The following is a 17,025-nucleotide window of genomic DNA, read 5'->3' as shown; positions in this document are numbered from 1 at the left end:
AGTATCAAATCAATGAGTTCGAGACCTTCTAGGCGCAATTAGCGCTGTTGGTAACTGTTTTAGAAGAGTATCAAATCAATGAGTTCGAGACCTGTAAAAAATTCATCTTTTTAGCTAAACTCGTTTTAGAAGAGTATCAAATCAATGAGTTCGAGACCGCTGGATCAGATATTACCTATTACATTTCAGTTTTAGAAGAGTATCAAATCAATGAGTTCGAGACCTGAACAAATTAAAGAATACGGCATTGATGAGTTTTAGAAGAGTATCAAATCAATGAGTTCGAGACCTACCGCATTTAATGCAGTGGCAACTGTTATTGTTTTAGAAGAGTATCAAATCAATGAGTTCGAGACCAGCCGAACATGGTAAGTATGAACGGATACAGTTTTAGAAGAGTATCAAATCAATGAGTTCGAGACCTTTTGAAGAACGAGTCTGGTTTTCTAAACAGTTTTAGAAGAGTATCAAATCAATGAGTTCGAGACCTAGTTATAATCCTAACCATGTTGCTCCGCCGTTTTAGAAGAGTATCAAATCAATGAGTTCGAGACCCCAACGCTGTTCAAGCAACTACTAGTGCATGTTTTAGAAGAGTATCAAATCAATGAGTTCGAGACCAGTCGGAACAGACAGTTTGGTTGTTGATAGGTTTTAGAAGAGTATCAAATCAATGAGTTCGAGACCATAAGCAAATAGTACTCGTTTTGTGCATCCGTTTTAGAAGAGTATCAAATCAATGAGTTCGAGACCAAAGATTAAAAATGAACAGGCCAAACGAACGTTTTAGAATAGTATCAAATCAATGAGTTCGAGACCACTAACGCCAAGATTGCTAATCTTGATGGTGTTTTAGAATAGTATCAAATCAATGAGTTCGAGACCTACCTTAGTTTATTTTTGGTTGTTCATTGAGTTTTAGAAGAGTATCAAATCAATGAGTTCGAGACCTTAATAAAGAAGAAAAGCACGAAGATGGTTGTTTTAGAAGAGTATCAAATCAATGAGTTCGACAACGTGAAGCATTAGAATTAAGTATATCTAGGTAATTAGGGATAAAATTTAATATTTAAAAGGCGCACCTAACAAAAGTTAGATGCGCCTTTTCATCATTATTACTCATTAAGATCATCATTTTTTCTATTTTTTTCAAATTCTTTGATTGCACCCCTTAGTAAAATTATCAAGTTCTTTATCTGGATGCTTTTTATATTCCTTAATGGCTTCTTCTAAATTAATAACAGGTTCATGCATACGTCTTTTTTGCGCTTCTTTAGCTTTTGTATCCATGGTAACCTCTAAAATTATTCTTAGTTTTTCGTCAAGATCTAAATAATTATTAACAATTTTTAATTCATTATTTTTTAGTAAAGTACTTTAATGTTTTGAATGTTAATTGCTATTTTTGCTCATCAGTCGTTCCAGCATCTAATCAAGACCAGGTATTTAAATTCTTGATTTCTGAGCTCTTTTTATAATTCTAATTTCAGCAGCGTCAGGTAATTGATTCTGTGTATGTAAACCTAATAATTCTTGTTTATCCATATAATGGTTAATTATTTGTTGAATTTATTATACATGAAATAGTTAATTTTAGAAACTTGGTTGAAGTGGAAACTGTTTTTATGTTAATATGCGAATGTGTGTTCGTGTATTTTGGGAGGCTATTTAATAATGACATATGAATATTTTGACGATAAAGGTAGCGAATTAGTTTACGGTAACTTTATTAATGCGGTGCGTGATATTAAAGTGTATCGAATTATAGTTACTAATGCGATTGTAAGCAATACATACTTTCGCTCAGGAGCAGGTTGGGAACGAATGGATTCTAAGGAGGAGATAAATGATGAAATTTAAAAAAATAAGAATGCTGTAATTAAGAGCTTTTTAAGCCCCTTTCGAATTACAGACAACAACGAATTAAAAAATGATGGAACAGTTCTTTTATAATTGGAGGTTGATTTGATGAAAACTATTGATATAAGAAAATGGCTATTGGACTTCGCTGGAGATTTAGTTAAAGGCGGTCCTGTTACTTATGAGGGTCATACATATATGGGTGACGAAGCAATTAATAAAGGTTTTGATGTTATTGGACTTGTACAACTCTTGGATCTTAAATATGGAAAAAATGAAAGATAGATTAAATGATTTTATTTGAACAATGAATCCTTGTGTGTAATAATGTGGTTACAGACATTTAGTGCGGACCACATTAGTGGTCTTAATATACGTGAGCTTTAGGCTCGGGGATTCAATTAATTTTGAATCCCCTTTTTTTGTTTTTATGTCAAAATATTAGTTATTTAAAACTTGGCAATATATAAAAACACATCCCAATTAGGAGCCAAGTAATGAAATTAAAAATAGTGAACTCTAAAAGAACTAATAATTTTAAAGATGCAGAATGTCAAAATAAAATTATGAGCTTATGGCAGGAAAATAGTGACTTTGTAGAAGAGGCATTGAAGCAATCAATGGTTGTCGCTTGTATTTATCATGATTACGAATCAGATTATACTGGTGATTATTCAGTGTCATTAGGGATTCAAAGCGATAATAGTACAGATTTTGATACTGCATTATATCAATCGAAAACTTATCCGGTTGATACTCAAGATGAACTTGGAGTTGTTAAAACCTGGAATCAGATTTGGGATGATGAAAAAAATCAATTAATCAATCGAGTTTATGATTTTGATTATGAAGAATATCTTCCTGACGGACAAGTCAGGATTAAAGTAGCGGTTAATAAATAAAATTAAAGAAGTGTTAAAAAATAGCTAGTAGCGGAAAATATCTGTAAATTAGAAGATAAAGCAAAAAAAATTAATTTATTATTTAAAGTTGTGTCACTGATAAAGAGCTAGTGTGGATACTTAATCAAATGATAAGCATACTTACTCTAAGTGGGCCTTTTTTGTTAAATATATTGCTAAATCATTAGCATAATTGAGTTAGTTATAAAATAATTATTTTAGAGATTGGCATCGTAGCGCTATGTATTAATTTTACGATAATTAAATAGGTTTTAATTAACCGATAAGTGAAACTAAATTTAATTAAAAGCCATCATTAAGGTTAAATGATGGTACTATAAAAAGTTCCATTTCAATCGGTAATTAACCCCGTGAAGTGTTGGTACCATTGACTTTGATAAGCATTTTCTTTGTATTATTTCAAGACTATATTTATACTGATGGTGTTCATATAATAAGTAATTGGAGTAATAATACAAAAGGACGTAAGAAATATGCAAATGAACATCAAAAAATTAATTATCACAGCGTTAGCTTCAACCAGTTTGGTGGTTAGTGGGGTTGCAATTAAAGGTGCGGCTGACGATTTTTGGTCAGGGCACAATGATTTAGCTCAAACTGCTAATAATATTGATGCCGTGGTTTCAGCTTATAATGTTAAAAAAGAAAAGTTAGCGACTGCTAAAACAGACTTGGCAACGGCTAAATCAGATTTAGCTAACGCACAAGCAAATGTGAGCCAATTAACCCAGCAGTTGGCGAGTTTACAAACTCAATATAATAATGATACTGCAAGTTTACAAGCCCAAATTCAAACTAAAATGCAAGAAGTCCAAACTGCTATCAACGATGGAAACCAAAAAGTTGCTGCGAAACAAACCGAAATTGATAACTTACAACAACGATATGATAATCTAAACTCACAAGTTTCATCATTGAAACAACAATTAGCCGAGGCTCAATCAACAGCTTCATCAGCTACTTCGGCGAAGGAAAGTACTAATCAAGATTTAGCTCAAGCTCAATCGGAAGCTTCTTCACTGAAAGCAAAGTCACAATCAGTAGCGGAATCCGTTACAAATGATGCAAATCAATAATATTATATGTAACAAAAAAGGGGCCTAATTTTCGACCCCTTTTCGTATCGTTATTTAATTTCAGAGATTTCAATTTGGTCATTAACTAAGGTAGCTTGTAACTTCTTAGCATCCAAGTGATCCAAGTAGAAATCAGTTACGTTATCACGAATTTGTTGTTCAATTACCCGACGGAGTGGACGAGCACCCATGGCTTCGTCATAACCTTGATCGATTAACCACGATTTAGCATCATCAGTTACCGATAAGGTAATGCCTTTTTTACTTAAGGTGTCATTAACTTCATCTAACATTAAATCAACGATTTTAGCTAAATCATCTTTACTTAGATGACTAAATTCTACGATACCGTTAAAGCGGTTCAAGAATTCAGGACGGAAGAATGGTGATAATCGATCCATTAATTTCGTCTCTTTATCATCAGTGTGACCAAAGCCAGCATTTGATGTGGCAATCACAACCGTGTTCTTAAAGTTGACGACATTTCCTTGACCGTCAGTTAAACGACCGTCGTCCATTAATTGTAATAATAAAGTTAATACTTGTGGGTTAGCTTTTTCAATTTCATCTAAAAGAATGATTGAATATGGGTTACGACGAACTTTTTCAGTTAACGTGTTGCTGTTATCTTCGTAACCAACATAACCCGCGGTAGTTCCAATTAATTTAGAAACTGCCGTTAAATCAGCATATTCAGACATATCTAAGCGAATAATACTTTCTTTGCTACCAAACATGTCCAATGCTAATTGTTTAGCTAATTCAGTTTTACCAACCCCAGTTGGGCCGACAAATAAGAAACTACCGATTGGTCGGTTACCTTCATCAAATCCGGCGCGGTTACGACGGATTGCTTTGGCAACCATTGAAACGGCTTCGTCTTGGCCAATCACTTTGCCCTTTAAACGAGATCCAATTTCTTTCAAACGTTCGATATCTGAAGTACCCATCTTGGCAACTGGAATTCCAGTTAGACGTTCGGTTGCTTTGGCGATGTCATTAACGGTTGCAACGACAGCTTCCGTTTGATCGCTATCAGCACTTTTTAATTGTGCTTCTAGTTTTTTAACTTGTTGCTTAGCTTTTCCAGCTGCAGCATAGTCTTCACTAGCGACTGCATCTTGTTGTTCTTTAGTAGCTTGTGCCAGTTGCTTTTCTAATTCAACTTTATCTGTGACTGGATGCTGAGCGGAAAGGTGAGCAGCCGTCATATCAATTAAGTCAATTGCCTTATCCGGTAATGACCGTTGTGGAATGTACTGAATTGAAAAATCAACGGCGGCTTTTAAAACATCATCTGGTAATTTAACATGGTGATGTTGTTCATATAACTTACTAATTCCTTGAAGAATTTTGAAAGTATCATCAGCATCAGGTGCATTCACCGTTACTTCGTTAAAACGACGGGCTAAAGCAGCATTCTTCAAAATCGTATTACGATACTCATCTTGCGTTGTAGCACCAATGACAGTGATATCACCACGACTAAGGGCTGGCTTAATCATGTCAGCGAGTCCTTTCGATCCTGACTCACCACCCATAGCGCCAGTTCCTAGAATTTGATGAATTTCATCAAAGAATAAGATTACGTTGCCATCAGCTTTGACTTCATCCACAAGGTTCTTGATGTTTTCTTCAAAGCTACCACGGTATTGAGTACCAGCTTCAAGGTTTGATAAATCAATACTAATAATCTTTTTATCCTTGATTGCCGCTGGGACATTTCCTGCCACAATTGCTTGGGCTAAGCCTTCAACTACTGCAGTTTTACCAACTCCAGCATCTCCAACTAAGACCGGATTATTCTTAATTCGACGACTAAGAATCTCAGCCGTTTTTTGAATTTCGTCATTCCGACCAATTACAGGATCCAGCTCTTTGTTTTGAGCGGCTTTGGTTAGATCACGTCCGAGCTTATTCAAAATACTGTCATCTTTTTGTGAACCATGTGATCCTGATCCTTGAGGTGCTTGTTGTGATTGTTTTGCTGCCGCTTGGCGCATTTGAGCCAATTCTTCAGCGGAAACCTCTTTACCATTAACTAAATAACGTTGTTCTGAGTTGACGCCATTCATACCACGCATCATTTCGTTGAAAATATCATCGATACCATTATTTGTGAAGAATGGGTCATTACCAAACATTGAGTTTGCCATAATAAATTCCTCCTTTATTGAGCGGAAGTTGATTACTTCATCTTGAGAAACTATGCTTCTCGCTCTGACCTATTTTTAATTTAATTTTGATTGTTGAAGAGGTATCTCTGTACCTCTTCGAATATTATAATAACTCATTGGTCAAGAAAGGTCAAACATTATGATTTATAAAAATATCAATTGAAATATACGTTTGTAGCATTATTTTATTTTAAAAGTTAATAAAGGTCAAAAAAATACTATCTCCAAAATAACTGAAGATAGTAGTGGAAAATTATTTGGTTTTGGCTTGTGGTAATAACATGGTGGTGCCGACAATTAATAACATTAAAGCGAAGGGACTGGGTTCAAACATAAAATAAGTCGGAATTGATAGATAGATTACGCAAAAGACGGTCATTCCGAAGAATGCGAAGCCAGCACCAACGATTTGTGAAGTTGAGACTTTTTTAAGTATTCCACGAATTAAGTAGAAAATGGTCAATGCCCAAATCAATAAGGCCGGAATGGTAATGTAGTAAAGGTTATATGATGCCCAAATATTAAAGGTAATCCCATATTGTGAGTAAGCAGCAACCAAACGTGGGACTTGTCCCAACATGAAGATTGCGAATGGAACAAGGATTACTAAGACCAGTTCATACCACATTGATTTAATTTGCCAATCAATTTTACCGTTAGCTTGTCGTGAACGCCAAAGATCAGCAGCGAACCAAACAATTCCAAGGGCTTGAATAATCATTGGTAGATAGAAATCGATAAAGTAGATTACGGGCATTTGGTAGAGCACCGAGCTTGCCATTAATTGCCATAAGATTCCGGTTAGAATTAAACTAATTCCAATTCCGCTAGTAAGGCCCGCTTGTCGTCCGACTAAAGCCGAAGTAAACCATAGTAATGCAGAGAGGGCATAAATTCCATATGATAAATATCCGGCTAAGGTTGCGGTTAGTGATGCGCTTGGGAACAGATAGTAGGTCCAGTAACAGGCTAATACTAAGACCACATTGGCGATTAACCAGATCCGTGCTGTTTTTTTGGTCAAGGTAGTACCTCCTAATTAATTATCGTTTCTATTTATTATACATTAAAATAGAATGATAAAATTAGAAGAATTTGCGAACATCTTATTAATTGAGTCCAGTGGCATGCTCAGCTATACTTACTAAAAAGAGGAGGAGATTATGATGAATAATTTTGAACCAGCACGAAAAAAGTTTAAAGTACCATCATTTATATTAGGATTAGCATTTTTATTTGTTAGTATTGCAGCCTTTATGCGTCCCGGTCGCGCTGTAATTGGAATCATGTGGGTGATTGCTGCGATTATGTTATTAAAAGGGTTATTTTCTTTAAATGGTTACTTTGAATTACGTAAAATTGTCGGTCAAAGCACGTGGTTTGTATTGGTTTCAGCATTACTAGATATTATTTTATCAGTTATTTTATTTACTAATTTAGATATTAGCATGCTATTTTTAGGTTATATGTTAGCATTTTGGTTTATTTTCGATTCGTTTAATGCCCTAATGTTATCGGGGATCAGTAGATTTTCAGTATTTAATGCGTTTTTAGGAGTCCTCGGTATTATTTTAGGCCTGATTATGTTGTTTAATCCACTAATTGGTTCGGTATTTATTGCTTATATGCTAGCCGGTTACCTATTTTTATTTGGTATCTTACTAATTGTCCGTGCATTTTAATTAAAGAAAAGACATTCAACCCAATTGGGAAGAATGTCTTATTTTTTGCCATGACTTTTGGGGGTTATTTTTTCGGTAATCAAAGTGAAATAGATACCGACTGCTAGAATCGCAATGCAACCAGCTAATGCCCACCAGCCATGTAATAAATCAAAGAAATAAAAAGATAGTTTATAGCCGTAAAAAACTCGGATAATCGGACCGATAATTAATGCAGCTGAGATTAATGACACGCCAATCGCAACGGTATGGATATCATCATTTTTGTATTTTTTCATGGTTATTCGGGTTCCTAACGTTATCTTATTTTAACTATATTCGTGAGCCAACTTACCAGCGACAGCCGCGGCAATCGCACCAACAATATCATCGACGAAGGTATTTACATCAGTCGGTGACGTATCAAGTTTACCAATGATACCTGGTTTAATGCGATCAACATAACCAAAGTTAGTGATTCCGATGGCTCCATACATGTTAGCGATTTGAAGTGCCAGCGTTTCATCGACCCCAAATACACCCATGTCATGGGCAACAATCGTTTGGAGTGGTTCGTCTAATTTGCCTTCATTCGCCATTTTATCTAAGTAAAGACCAACCATGACGTTATTTAATAATTCACGTTTGTGCATCACGTTAATCGTAACTTCTTCAAATGTTTCAATCGTAATATCGGGTAAAAATCCATGTTGCAATTCATAGGTGATTTCGGCAATTGAGCGAGGGGTAATCCCTTTTTTCGCTAATTCATCGACCACGTAATCGTAAGCTTTGGTATCTGGATATTTTTCTTTATCTTGCATTCTAAGTAACCTTCTTTCATCAAGTTATCATGCTCAGTATACCAGTTTAAATTTTCGGCGGAAATAAAACGCCCTACTAGTTTAGTGATGATTTTAAAAAAATATAAAACTACATTTAATGTAACATTTAGGATATGATGTTAAAAGAAAAAATATGAATGGGGACAATTATGGCACAACAAAAACAGTATCATTTAGATAGTATTGATCGTCAAAACCGACGCATGAATTACTGGGATATGTTTGCGACCTGGGTGGGTGCTAATGCCAATAATGGTACCTGGTTTATTGGTGGTGTGATTGCCGCCTGTGGATTAATTGGTGGTGTTGAAGCCTTAATTATGGGTTCAGCAGTTGCGTATGTTTTCCTCGCCTTAGTTGGTTATATGGGTTATAAAACGGGGGTCTCAACCACGGTAATTTCACGAGCCGCATTTGGTATTCGTGGCAGCGTTGGACCCTCAATTGTTAATCTAATTCAATTTATTGGTTGGACAGCAGTGAATACCTTTATTGCGGCCACTTCGGTATCATATTTATGTAATGAAATATTTGGTTGGCCGGTTTATGGTAAACCGGGTGGTCAATGGGGCTTGTTATTTGGAATCGGGGTCATGAGTGTTTTGCATTTGATTAGTGTGTCAGCCGGTCAAAAATCAATCCAGTTGATTGAACGAATCGGCATGATTATTGTGTTTGTTTTTGTCATCTGGGAAACAATTGTGGTCTTCAAACAAGTATCATTTACTGATATTGCCCATTGGCAGGTGCCAGCTAAATCAAAGATGTCGTTTGGGACCGCGTTAGATACTTTAGCGGCCTTTAACTTGGCTTGGGTAACTGCTGGGGCCGACTTTACTCGTTTTACAAATAAAAAATCGACGGCAACGACCGCTCCATTTTTAGGAGCGATGCTGGGCGTCTTTTGGTTTGCCTTTGTGGGGATTTTTGCCACGATTGCAATTGCCATTAGCAGTGGGGTCTATGATGCCAATAATTCTGATCCTAGCACGATTGCTTCTAAATTAGGGCTTGGTGCGATTGCGATGATTGTTATTATTTTAACCAGTATGACGGCCAATGCGGTTAATTTACAAGCGGCTGGATCAGCCTTGAATAATATGTTTCCGAAAATTAAATTAAAGCCATCACTTTGGATTGTGACCATTTTGGCGACCTTTGTGACGATGGTGCCAATGGTTGTTGGTAGCTTCCTAGATACCTTTGTGACGTTCTTGGATGTGCTGGGGATGATTTTAGGACCTTGGATTGCCATCATGGTGGTTGATTTCTTTATTATTAATCGTGGTAATTATTCTGTTAAAGACTTGGCCGCAGCCGGTGGTAAATTCTGGTATCACCATGGTGTGAGTTGGATTGCTTATGTCAGTTGGCTATTGGGTGTGTTCACGTATCTTGGGATGCAAAAAGTTGATTGGATGCAAGCTAGTGTGGGGGCGGCTTATCCAAACATGTTATTGATTGGAATTGTCTATTATTTATTGATGAAAATATTTCAAAAACAGTCAAAATAATTTTCTTAATGGTTTTATAAAATATTTCAAAGTTTTATGAAGAATCCTTCATATTTTCTTCATATCAACAGGTTATATTAGTTACATACCAATTAAACCTACTTCATAACTCCTCCAAAGTAATGAAGACAGTAGCTGGAGAGCAGCTACATCCTACTCCTATAATTAGATCGGCTTACCCGGGCCGGTCTAATTTTTTTTGTCGTTTTGATTGCACTTGAAAACGCTAACTTGTATTGTATAGATAACAATACTGATAAGGAGCAACGACGATGTTAATTAAAAACGTTCATATTGAATCAGAAGAAGATACCCAGGATATTCGAATTATTAATGGTAAATTTACTGAAATTGCAGCTAACTTAGACCGCCATGATAATGAAGAAGTAATTGAAGGTCATGAAAACCTCTTACTGTCACCATTTATCGACTCACATGTTCATTTGGATGCCACTAGAACCGCTGGTGATCCAGAATGGAATGAAACTGGTACTTTGTTTGATGGAATTCGGATTTGGACGGAAAGACGGAAATCGTTGACCAAAGAAGACGTTAAAAGACGGGCAATTGAAACGATTCGTGAACAAGTAACGAACGGTATTCAAGTTGTGCGGAGTCATGTTGATGTGACTGATCCTAATTTAACGGCGCTTGAAGCCTTATTAGAAGTAAAACAAGAAGTGGCTGATTATGCTGAATTACAATTAGTGGCCTTTCCACAGTCTGGTATTTTATCATTTCCACATGGGAAAGAACTAATGGAACAAGCTGTCAAAATGGGGGTTGATGTTATTGGTGGGATTCCTCATTTTGAATTCACTCGTGATTATGGGGTGGAGTCCTTAAAATTCATTGTCGGCTTAGCCGAAAAATATGATCGTTTAATTGATGTTCACTGTGATGAAATTGATGATCCAAATTCACGTAATCTAGAAGTTTTGGCAACTTTGGCTTATGAAACTGGTCTCGGTGATAAGGTAACTGCTAGCCACACGACCGCCATGGGTTCATATGATGATGCTTATTGTTATAAATTATTCCGCTTGTTAGAAATGTCGAACGTTAACTTTGTCTGCAACCCGGAAGTTAATTTACATTTAGGTGGTCGTTTTGATACTTATCCCAAGCGTCGCAGTATGACCCGAATTAAAGAATTATCTGAAGCTGGGATTAACGTTTCCTTTGGGGAAGATGATATTAAAGATCCATGGTATCCAATGGGTAATGGTAATATGTTGGATCAAGTTCAAATTGGAATTTTAGCCGGGCAATTAATGGGTCATCAAGATATTCAAAATGCTTATCAATTCGTAACTAACAACGCGGCTAAAACTTTACACATTTCGGATCGTTATGGAATCGAAGTTGGTAAGGACGCAAACTGTTTGTTAATGAATCAAAAGAATTTCTATGATGTTTTGAATGATCATGCTGAAGTATTGTATTCAATTCGCAAAGGTAAAGTATTAGTTGAAACCGAACCTAAAAAAGTACAAACTCACTTTTAATGGTGAAATAGTTATTGATAGGTGTTTATAAATAAATTAGTTATAATAATGGTAAATTAGATAGGAGACCTACTATGACAAACGACATCTTAGTTGTAACTACTGAAAATATTCCTGGCCGCCAATATGAAGTGATTGGGGAAGTCTTTGGCTTAACGACCCAGTCAAAAAATATTATGAGTAACATTGGTGCCGGTCTTAAGAACATTGTGGGTGGCGAAATCAAAGATTATACCAAGATGTTAATTGAAGCCCGCGATATTTCAATTGATCGACTACGAACTAATGCACGAGAAATGGGTGCCGATGCCGTGGTCATGATGCGTTTTGATTCCGGTGATATTAGTAATGATATGCAATCAGTCGCTGCCTATGGAACGGCTGTTAAATTTATCGATTAAAAATTTAAAATAGATGCAAAAAACGACACTCAGTTGAGTGTCGTTTTTTTTAGCGGATATTTTTATGAATAATTTGCATGTTTTGTTCAATTTGTGTTAATTCTTCAGCATAACCAATTAAGTCATTACTATACTGCTTAACCAATTCAGGATTCGAATTAGTTTTATATTTTAATTTATGTTCTAAGCTTGCCCACATATCCATGCCGACTGTTCTAATTTGAATTTCAACGGGAATTTCATAAGGTCCATCAGATTGAAAGACAGGAACCGTCAAAATTAGATGTAAACTACGATAACCACTTTCTTTGGGGTTATTTACATAATCTTTTCGTCTAATTAAAGTAACATCATCTTGCTTTAATAAGCTACTTTCAATCGCTTCAATATCATCGATATAATTAGTAACCACCCGAATACCAGCTAAATCAAAAATATTTTTTTTAATCGCATCAGTTGTAAAAGAAATGTCCTTTTTGTTCATCTTATTATATAAACTAGTCACGTCTTTCATTCGTGATTCCATGTGATGAATGGGATTGTAATCCAAACGAGTATGAAATTCAGCATCCAGATTTTCTAGTTTTGTACCAAATTCATTCATCCCGGAATGATAAAGTTGAAATAAGTTGGTCAAATCACCAATTTGTTCAGGTGTAATAATGTTAACGATATCTTTTACATCAGCTTTAATTTTACTAGGATTAAGTCCATTTTTGTGTTCGTTAATCATTAATCAGCCCCCAATAATTATTTATTAGCTAATTCACGCCAGTCTTTTGACCAAATTAATCCCATCGTGTTTTCACCAGTATGGACACATACAACGGGACCTAAGTGACTAGTATTAACTGGGACGCCAGGAAATTCTTTTCTAAATTCTGCCCGCCAAGCATCGCTTGACTCGAGATTATTAGCATCCAGAACCGCAGCTCGAATTGGATAATCAGTGCTTTTGGTGGTTTCTTTAAAATCGGCAAATAACTTGTTAAAGGCTTTTTTCATGGTTCGTTCTTTACTAATGGCAATGATTTGACCTTCATCATTAAAGGTTAGAATTGGTTTGATCCGTAGTAAGTTACCAACGAAGGCAGAACTATTCGAGATTCGACCAGTTCGCAATAAATGTTTCAAGTCATCAACAATGAATAAAGTGTGGGTACTATCCCTGAGTTCTTCGAGCTTTGGCATGATTTCACTAGCCGAATGACCGTTATTAACCATATAGGCCGCAAGTAGGGCTAAGTTAGCTTCACCAGCGCTCGCAACTTTAGAGTCAAATGGATAAACTTTTACCCGTTTGTAGTCTTTAACGAACACTAATAAGTTGTTAAAAAAGCTGCTGATTCCAGCAGATAAGTGGATTGAAATAATTTCATCAAATCCTTGATCAGCTAGTGCGTCATAGGTAGCTTCCATTTGTCCCAAGGTGATCTGGGAAGTTGTGGGTAGTTCATTGTCATTACGCATTCTTTCAAAGAAAGTGGGACTATCCATATCAATGTTCTCTAAGTAAGCTTGATTATCAAAAATAACAGTGATTGGAACGACGGTGATGTTGTATTCTTCAATTAATTTTGGTGGTAAATAAGCTGCACTATCAGTTACAATGGCAGTTTTCATAAGTTTGTCCTCATTTCTATTTGTCAGTTGCCATTATATACTAGTCAGTGGATTAAACTCAAATGACAAACGTGATACAATTAAAATAATAAATTATTCCGCGGATAGATAGGAGCCAATGAAAATGAGTATTGAAATTCCACAAAATATGGATGAAGTCGTGATGAATATCGCCCGTGAACAACAAGTTGGTCGCATCATTAGTGAAGATGAAGTGATTAAAACGGCGGTGATAGAATCTTTGCAGGCATTTGTTGATGAAGCAGCGGAAGGCCATTATGACACGATTAAATGGGATGGCGAAAAATTAATTGATATTGATATTATGGGCGACCAAATGGGACAAATTAAACCCACAGGAGTTAATTTTATTGAAGATTTTCGGAAAGATGCTCTTGGTCTGATGTTTCGACTTGAAGCGGTCGCAACTAAAATTACACGAGGATGATATAAGATGAAAATTAGACATGCTAAAGTGGCTGATTTACCGGCATTGATGCGTATTGAAACCAGTGGTTTTACCCCGGAGGAAGCCGCAACTGAAGTTTCAATGGCGGAGCGGATTCAAGTGATTGCAGATACTTTCTTAGTGGCTAATGATGAAACCGGGAATGTGCAAGGCTTTATTGTGGGTCCAGTTGTAAAGCAGCGTTATTTAACGGATGATTTATTTGATCAAGTAACCACGAATGAGATGATGGGTGGGTTTCAAAGTGTCTTGAGTTTGGCAGTTTCCCCAGAAGCTCAGCACCAACAAATTGGCTCAAAACTACTAAAACAATTAATCAAGGATGCAAAAAAAGCCCAACGGATTGGGATTACCTTAACTTGCTTAGAGCGATTAGTACCTTTTTATGAATTAAATGGCTTTGCCAATGAAGGACTTTCGAATTCCACTCATGGTGGTGAAATTTGGTATAACTTGGTCTTGGAATTTTAGCAATCAGGATATATTGAATAAATTCTAGATAGATAGGGCCTAAATCTACCATTATCAATGTATTTTATGTATAATAATAGTTACTAACATTTTGTAAGCATTTAATTGGAGGATTTAGTTGATATGAAGAAATGGCTTAAGATTACAGGAATTACTGCGCTCAGTTTATTGTTAATGGTTACGCTCTCTGCTTGTGGGAAAAGTAGCTCAAGCGATTCCGTTCAGTTGAAAACTAAAGGCACCCTAACCGTTGGACTAGAAGGAACTTATTCACCATATTCTTATCGTGAAAATGGTAAGCTAAAAGGATTTGAAGTTGAACTAGCCCAAGATGTTGCTAAAAAAATGGGCTATAAAGTTAAGTTTGTCCCAACTAAATGGGACAGCTTAATTGCTGGATTGGGTAGCAAAAAGTTTGATGTTGTCTTTAACAACGTGACAATTACTAACGCTCGCGCTAAGAAGTTTTCATTTACCGATCCTTACATTTACTCACGTGAAGTTTTGATTACTCAAAAAGATAACACAACTATTAACAATATTGATGATATTAAAGGTAAGAAGATTGTTGCTGGGGTAGGAACTAATAACGAAACCGTGGCCCAAAAATTTGGTGCCAAAGTTGTTTCATCAAGTGAATTTACCAGTGCATTGAATTTAGTTAAAGAAGGCCGTGCTGATGGTAATTTGAATGCGCGTGAAGCATATTTAAGTTATTTAAAGGATAATCCATCTGCTGCTAATGAATTTAAGTACACAGTTATTCCAACTAACAAAGTTAAATCAGCTAAGATTGCTGGCTTAGTCAATAAGCAAAATCCAGCTTTGACGAAAAAAATTAATAAGGCTTTAAAGGAATTAAAAGCAGATGGCACTTTGAAGAAGTTATCAGTGAAGTACTTTACCGCTGATATCACTGAAAAATAATCAGTAGTTAAGCTAATTCGTCATTATTCCGTTTTGACTACGGAATAAGGCGTTTTTAGTTTATAATAACTGTATCATTTAAGCAGAATAAAAAGTTTAGAGGGGAAATCAAATCATGTGGGAAACCATTGTTAAATCTACGCCTGAAATTGTTGGGGCCGGTATTAAATATAGTATTCCTTTGGCTCTAATTTCGTTCGTAATTGCGATGGTGATTGCTGTGGCAACTGCATTAGCACGAACTACTGAACCCAAAGGTAGTGGAGTTGCTAAATCCTGTTTCAAAGTTTTGCGCTGGATTATTAGCTTTTATATTTGGCTATTTCGTTCAACACCACTATTAGTTCAATTGTTTATTGTCTTTTTTGGACTTCCAAGTGTTGGAATTCAATTAGATGCTTTTACAGCCGGGATTATTACTTTCTCCTTAAACACGGGAGCATACTGTTCTGAATCAGTTCGAGGAGCAATTATTTCAATTCCTAAAAGCCAATGGGAAGCGGCATATGCAATTGGCATGTCTTACCCACAAGTATTATTTCGAATTATTTTTCCTCAAGCGATGCGCGTCGCGATTCCACCATTGTCGAACTCATTTATTGGTCTCGTTAAAGATACTTCGTTAGCTAGCTCAATTACGATTTTGGAAATGTTTACGGTGAGTCAACAAATTGCGGCTAAAAATTATGAACCAATGTTGATGTATTGTATGGTTGCGGTTTATTATGCTGTTTTCTGCTCAATTTTAAGTATCGGTCAATATTATCTTGAAAAATACACATCACGTTACATTGTGAATGGAGGCTAATTAGATGCTAAAATTAGAACATGTCGATAAAGCATACGCAGATCATCATGCCTTAAATGATATTAATTTAGACTTTAAAGAACATGAAACCACAGTTTTACTTGGACCTTCAGGGGCAGGTAAATCAACCTTATTACGGTCATTAAACTTATTAGAAGAACCTGAAAAGGGTATCTACAAAATTGGTGATCATACCATTGATTTTAGCAAAGATATTTCTAATAAAGAAAAATTACAAATTCGCCAACTAACGGGAATGGTGTTTCAAAGCTGGAACTTATTTCCGCATTTAACGATTTTACAAAACATTACCGAAGGACCAATTCACGTTTTAAAACAGGATAAAATTGCGGCACAAAAAGATGCAATGCATTTACTTGAATTAGTTGGATTAGTTGAAACTAAAGATCGCTTTCCTAATCAATTATCCGGTGGCCAACAACAACGGATTTCAATTTGTCGGGCCTTAGCCATGAAGCCAGAATATATGTTATTTGATGAACCAACGAGCGCGTTGGATCCAGAAATTGAAGCGCAAGTCTTACGAGTGTTGCTTAAATTAGCTAAAGAAAAACAATCGATGATTGTGGTAACCCATAATTTAGAGTTTGCCCGTCGGGTGGCAGATAAAATTGTTTTTCTTGAAAATGGTCAAATTGAGTTTGAAGGAACCAAGGATGAATTCTTTAATCATCCAACGGAACGGATTCAAGCCTTTTTAACCGGAATGAAGCTCTAAAAATAAAGGCGCCATACATTTAA

20 protein-coding genes and 1 CRISPR repeat array (1 of these 21 only partly in view) are annotated in these 17,025 nt (G+C 35.9%); of the genes, 13 read left to right on the top strand and 7 right to left on the bottom strand.

Annotated elements, in window-relative coordinates:
• A CRISPR array of direct repeats spans positions 1-1,017; the repeat unit is 36 nt; unit sequence GTTTTAGAAGAGTATCAAATCAATGAGTTCGAGACC (it extends 1,000 nt beyond the left edge of the window).
• A gap of 132 nt (positions 1,018-1,149) precedes the next feature.
• Positions 1,150-1,290, bottom strand: coding sequence for a hypothetical protein (locus FC70_RS09255; protein ID WP_157045250.1), 141 nt, complete (start codon positions 1,288-1,290; stop codon positions 1,150-1,152).
• Between the two features lie 384 nt (positions 1,291-1,674).
• On the opposite strand from FC70_RS09255, the gene FC70_RS05800 reads away from it, so the two are divergent.
• The 4 genes from FC70_RS05800 (at position 1,675) to FC70_RS05790 (ending at position 3,859) form a co-directional block, all read left to right on the top strand.
• Entirely contained in the window at positions 1,675-1,860 is a 186-nt protein-coding gene (locus FC70_RS05800) for a hypothetical protein (protein ID WP_057890051.1), read from the top strand.
• A 108-nt stretch (positions 1,861-1,968) separates the two neighbouring features.
• On the top strand, positions 1,969-2,145 hold the full coding sequence (locus FC70_RS09250) for a hypothetical protein (protein WP_157045249.1): 177 nt from the start codon (positions 1,969-1,971) through the stop codon (positions 2,143-2,145).
• 212 nt (positions 2,146-2,357) lie between these two features.
• A complete protein-coding gene (locus FC70_RS05795; protein ID WP_057890050.1) occupies positions 2,358-2,762 on the top strand; it encodes a transcriptional regulator in 405 nt (134 codons plus the stop codon).
• Positions 2,763-3,256: 494 nt separating this feature from the next.
• Positions 3,257-3,859, top strand: coding sequence for a hypothetical protein (locus FC70_RS05790; RefSeq protein WP_057890049.1), 603 nt, complete (start codon positions 3,257-3,259; stop codon positions 3,857-3,859).
• 50 nt (positions 3,860-3,909) lie between these two features.
• On the opposite strand, the gene FC70_RS05785 is transcribed toward FC70_RS05790, so the two are convergent.
• Together FC70_RS05785 and FC70_RS05780 are read right to left on the bottom strand one after the other, a co-directional pair.
• Positions 3,910-6,015, bottom strand: coding sequence for an AAA family ATPase (locus FC70_RS05785; RefSeq protein WP_057890048.1), 2,106 nt, complete (start codon positions 6,013-6,015; stop codon positions 3,910-3,912).
• Positions 6,016-6,289: 274 nt separating this feature from the next.
• Positions 6,290-7,060 (bottom strand): hypothetical protein, encoded by a 771-nt coding sequence (locus FC70_RS05780; RefSeq protein WP_057890047.1) that lies wholly within the window; start codon positions 7,058-7,060, stop codon positions 6,290-6,292.
• Positions 7,061-7,202: 142 nt separating this feature from the next.
• On the opposite strand from FC70_RS05780, the gene FC70_RS05775 reads away from it, so the two are divergent.
• Positions 7,203-7,718, top strand: coding sequence for an HdeD family acid-resistance protein (locus FC70_RS05775; RefSeq protein ID WP_057890046.1), 516 nt, complete (start codon positions 7,203-7,205; stop codon positions 7,716-7,718).
• Positions 7,719-7,756: 38 nt separating this feature from the next.
• Here FC70_RS05775 and FC70_RS05770 read toward each other — a convergent pair whose 3' ends face one another.
• Together FC70_RS05770 and FC70_RS05765 are read right to left on the bottom strand one after the other, a co-directional pair.
• Positions 7,757-7,996 carry a hypothetical protein gene (locus tag FC70_RS05770; RefSeq protein WP_057890045.1) on the bottom strand — a complete coding sequence of 80 codons (240 nt, stop codon included), beginning with the start codon at positions 7,994-7,996 and terminating at the stop codon, positions 7,757-7,759.
• 30 nt (positions 7,997-8,026) lie between these two features.
• Positions 8,027-8,521 (bottom strand): phosphatidylglycerophosphatase A family protein, encoded by a 495-nt coding sequence (locus tag FC70_RS05765; protein WP_057890044.1) that lies wholly within the window; start codon positions 8,519-8,521, stop codon positions 8,027-8,029.
• A 170-nt stretch (positions 8,522-8,691) separates the two neighbouring features.
• Here FC70_RS05765 and FC70_RS05760 point away from each other — a divergent pair, with 170 nt between their 5' ends.
• The 3 genes from FC70_RS05760 (at position 8,692) to FC70_RS05750 (ending at position 11,965) form a co-directional block, all read left to right on the top strand.
• The gene (locus FC70_RS05760; RefSeq protein WP_057890043.1) at positions 8,692-10,056 is read left to right on the top strand and encodes a cytosine permease; all 1,365 of its coding nucleotides are present in this window, start codon (positions 8,692-8,694) and stop codon (positions 10,054-10,056) included.
• Positions 10,057-10,328: 272 nt separating this feature from the next.
• On the top strand, positions 10,329-11,564 hold the full coding sequence (gene codA / locus FC70_RS05755) for a cytosine deaminase (protein ID WP_057890042.1): 1,236 nt from the start codon (positions 10,329-10,331) through the stop codon (positions 11,562-11,564).
• Between the two features lie 74 nt (positions 11,565-11,638).
• The gene (locus FC70_RS05750) at positions 11,639-11,965 is read left to right on the top strand and encodes a heavy metal-binding domain-containing protein (protein ID WP_057890041.1); all 327 of its coding nucleotides are present in this window, start codon (positions 11,639-11,641) and stop codon (positions 11,963-11,965) included.
• 49 nt (positions 11,966-12,014) lie between these two features.
• On the opposite strand, the gene FC70_RS05745 is transcribed toward FC70_RS05750, so the two are convergent.
• Complete coding sequence (locus FC70_RS05745) at positions 12,015-12,698, bottom strand: GTP pyrophosphokinase (protein ID WP_057890040.1); 684 nt, start codon at positions 12,696-12,698, stop codon at positions 12,015-12,017.
• A 17-nt stretch (positions 12,699-12,715) separates the two neighbouring features.
• On the bottom strand, positions 12,716-13,588 hold the full coding sequence (locus tag FC70_RS05740; RefSeq protein ID WP_057890039.1) for a DegV family protein: 873 nt from the start codon (positions 13,586-13,588) through the stop codon (positions 12,716-12,718).
• Positions 13,589-13,712: 124 nt separating this feature from the next.
• Here FC70_RS05740 and FC70_RS05735 point away from each other — a divergent pair, with 124 nt between their 5' ends.
• The 5 genes from FC70_RS05735 to FC70_RS05715 all read left to right on the top strand — a co-directional run bounded on the left by FC70_RS05735 (position 13,713) and on the right by FC70_RS05715 (position 17,002).
• A complete protein-coding gene (locus FC70_RS05735) occupies positions 13,713-14,036 on the top strand; it encodes a hypothetical protein (protein ID WP_057890038.1) in 324 nt (107 codons plus the stop codon).
• 6 nt (positions 14,037-14,042) lie between these two features.
• A complete protein-coding gene (locus tag FC70_RS05730) occupies positions 14,043-14,528 on the top strand; it encodes a GNAT family N-acetyltransferase (RefSeq protein WP_057890037.1) in 486 nt (161 codons plus the stop codon).
• A 123-nt stretch (positions 14,529-14,651) separates the two neighbouring features.
• Positions 14,652-15,455 (top strand): transporter substrate-binding domain-containing protein, encoded by an 804-nt coding sequence (locus tag FC70_RS05725; protein ID WP_057890036.1) that lies wholly within the window; start codon positions 14,652-14,654, stop codon positions 15,453-15,455.
• 115 nt (positions 15,456-15,570) lie between these two features.
• The gene (locus FC70_RS05720; RefSeq protein ID WP_057890035.1) at positions 15,571-16,263 is read left to right on the top strand and encodes an amino acid ABC transporter permease; all 693 of its coding nucleotides are present in this window, start codon (positions 15,571-15,573) and stop codon (positions 16,261-16,263) included.
• A gap of 4 nt (positions 16,264-16,267) precedes the next feature.
• A complete protein-coding gene (locus FC70_RS05715) occupies positions 16,268-17,002 on the top strand; it encodes an amino acid ABC transporter ATP-binding protein (protein ID WP_057890034.1) in 735 nt (244 codons plus the stop codon).
• The last annotated feature ends 23 nt before the right edge of the window (positions 17,003-17,025 follow it).

The sequence above is a fragment of the Paucilactobacillus oligofermentans DSM 15707 = LMG 22743 genome (assembly GCF_001434315.1).
In the GTDB taxonomy this organism is placed as follows: domain Bacteria; phylum Bacillota; class Bacilli; order Lactobacillales; family Lactobacillaceae; genus Paucilactobacillus; species Paucilactobacillus oligofermentans.
Note: the sequence above shows the minus strand (reverse complement) of the source record. Positions and strands in the feature narration are given on the sequence as shown.

Coding starts and splice junctions, on each gene's coding strand:
- FC70_RS09255 (WP_157045250.1), bottom strand. CDS start 1,290: ATGGATACAAAAGCTAAAGAAGCGCAAAAAAGACGTATGCATGAACCT.
- FC70_RS05800 (WP_057890051.1), top strand. CDS start 1,675: ATGACATATGAATATTTTGACGATAAAGGTAGCGAATTAGTTTACGGT.
- FC70_RS09250 (WP_157045249.1), top strand. CDS start 1,969: ATGAAAACTATTGATATAAGAAAATGGCTATTGGACTTCGCTGGAGAT.
- FC70_RS05795 (WP_057890050.1), top strand. CDS start 2,358: ATGAAATTAAAAATAGTGAACTCTAAAAGAACTAATAATTTTAAAGAT.
- FC70_RS05790 (WP_057890049.1), top strand. CDS start 3,257: ATGCAAATGAACATCAAAAAATTAATTATCACAGCGTTAGCTTCAACC.
- FC70_RS05785 (WP_057890048.1), bottom strand. CDS start 6,015: ATGGCAAACTCAATGTTTGGTAATGACCCATTCTTCACAAATAATGGT.
- FC70_RS05775 (WP_057890046.1), top strand. CDS start 7,203: ATGAATAATTTTGAACCAGCACGAAAAAAGTTTAAAGTACCATCATTT.
- FC70_RS05770 (WP_057890045.1), bottom strand. CDS start 7,996: ATGAAAAAATACAAAAATGATGATATCCATACCGTTGCGATTGGCGTG.
- FC70_RS05765 (WP_057890044.1), bottom strand. CDS start 8,521: ATGCAAGATAAAGAAAAATATCCAGATACCAAAGCTTACGATTACGTG.
- FC70_RS05760 (WP_057890043.1), top strand. CDS start 8,692: ATGGCACAACAAAAACAGTATCATTTAGATAGTATTGATCGTCAAAAC.
- codA (WP_057890042.1), top strand. CDS start 10,329: ATGTTAATTAAAAACGTTCATATTGAATCAGAAGAAGATACCCAGGAT.
- FC70_RS05750 (WP_057890041.1), top strand. CDS start 11,639: ATGACAAACGACATCTTAGTTGTAACTACTGAAAATATTCCTGGCCGC.
- FC70_RS05745 (WP_057890040.1), bottom strand. CDS start 12,698: ATGATTAACGAACACAAAAATGGACTTAATCCTAGTAAAATTAAAGCT.
- FC70_RS05740 (WP_057890039.1), bottom strand. CDS start 13,588: ATGAAAACTGCCATTGTAACTGATAGTGCAGCTTATTTACCACCAAAA.
- FC70_RS05735 (WP_057890038.1), top strand. CDS start 13,713: ATGAGTATTGAAATTCCACAAAATATGGATGAAGTCGTGATGAATATC.
- FC70_RS05730 (WP_057890037.1), top strand. CDS start 14,043: ATGAAAATTAGACATGCTAAAGTGGCTGATTTACCGGCATTGATGCGT.
- FC70_RS05725 (WP_057890036.1), top strand. CDS start 14,652: ATGAAGAAATGGCTTAAGATTACAGGAATTACTGCGCTCAGTTTATTG.
- FC70_RS05720 (WP_057890035.1), top strand. CDS start 15,571: ATGTGGGAAACCATTGTTAAATCTACGCCTGAAATTGTTGGGGCCGGT.
- FC70_RS05715 (WP_057890034.1), top strand. CDS start 16,268: ATGCTAAAATTAGAACATGTCGATAAAGCATACGCAGATCATCATGCC.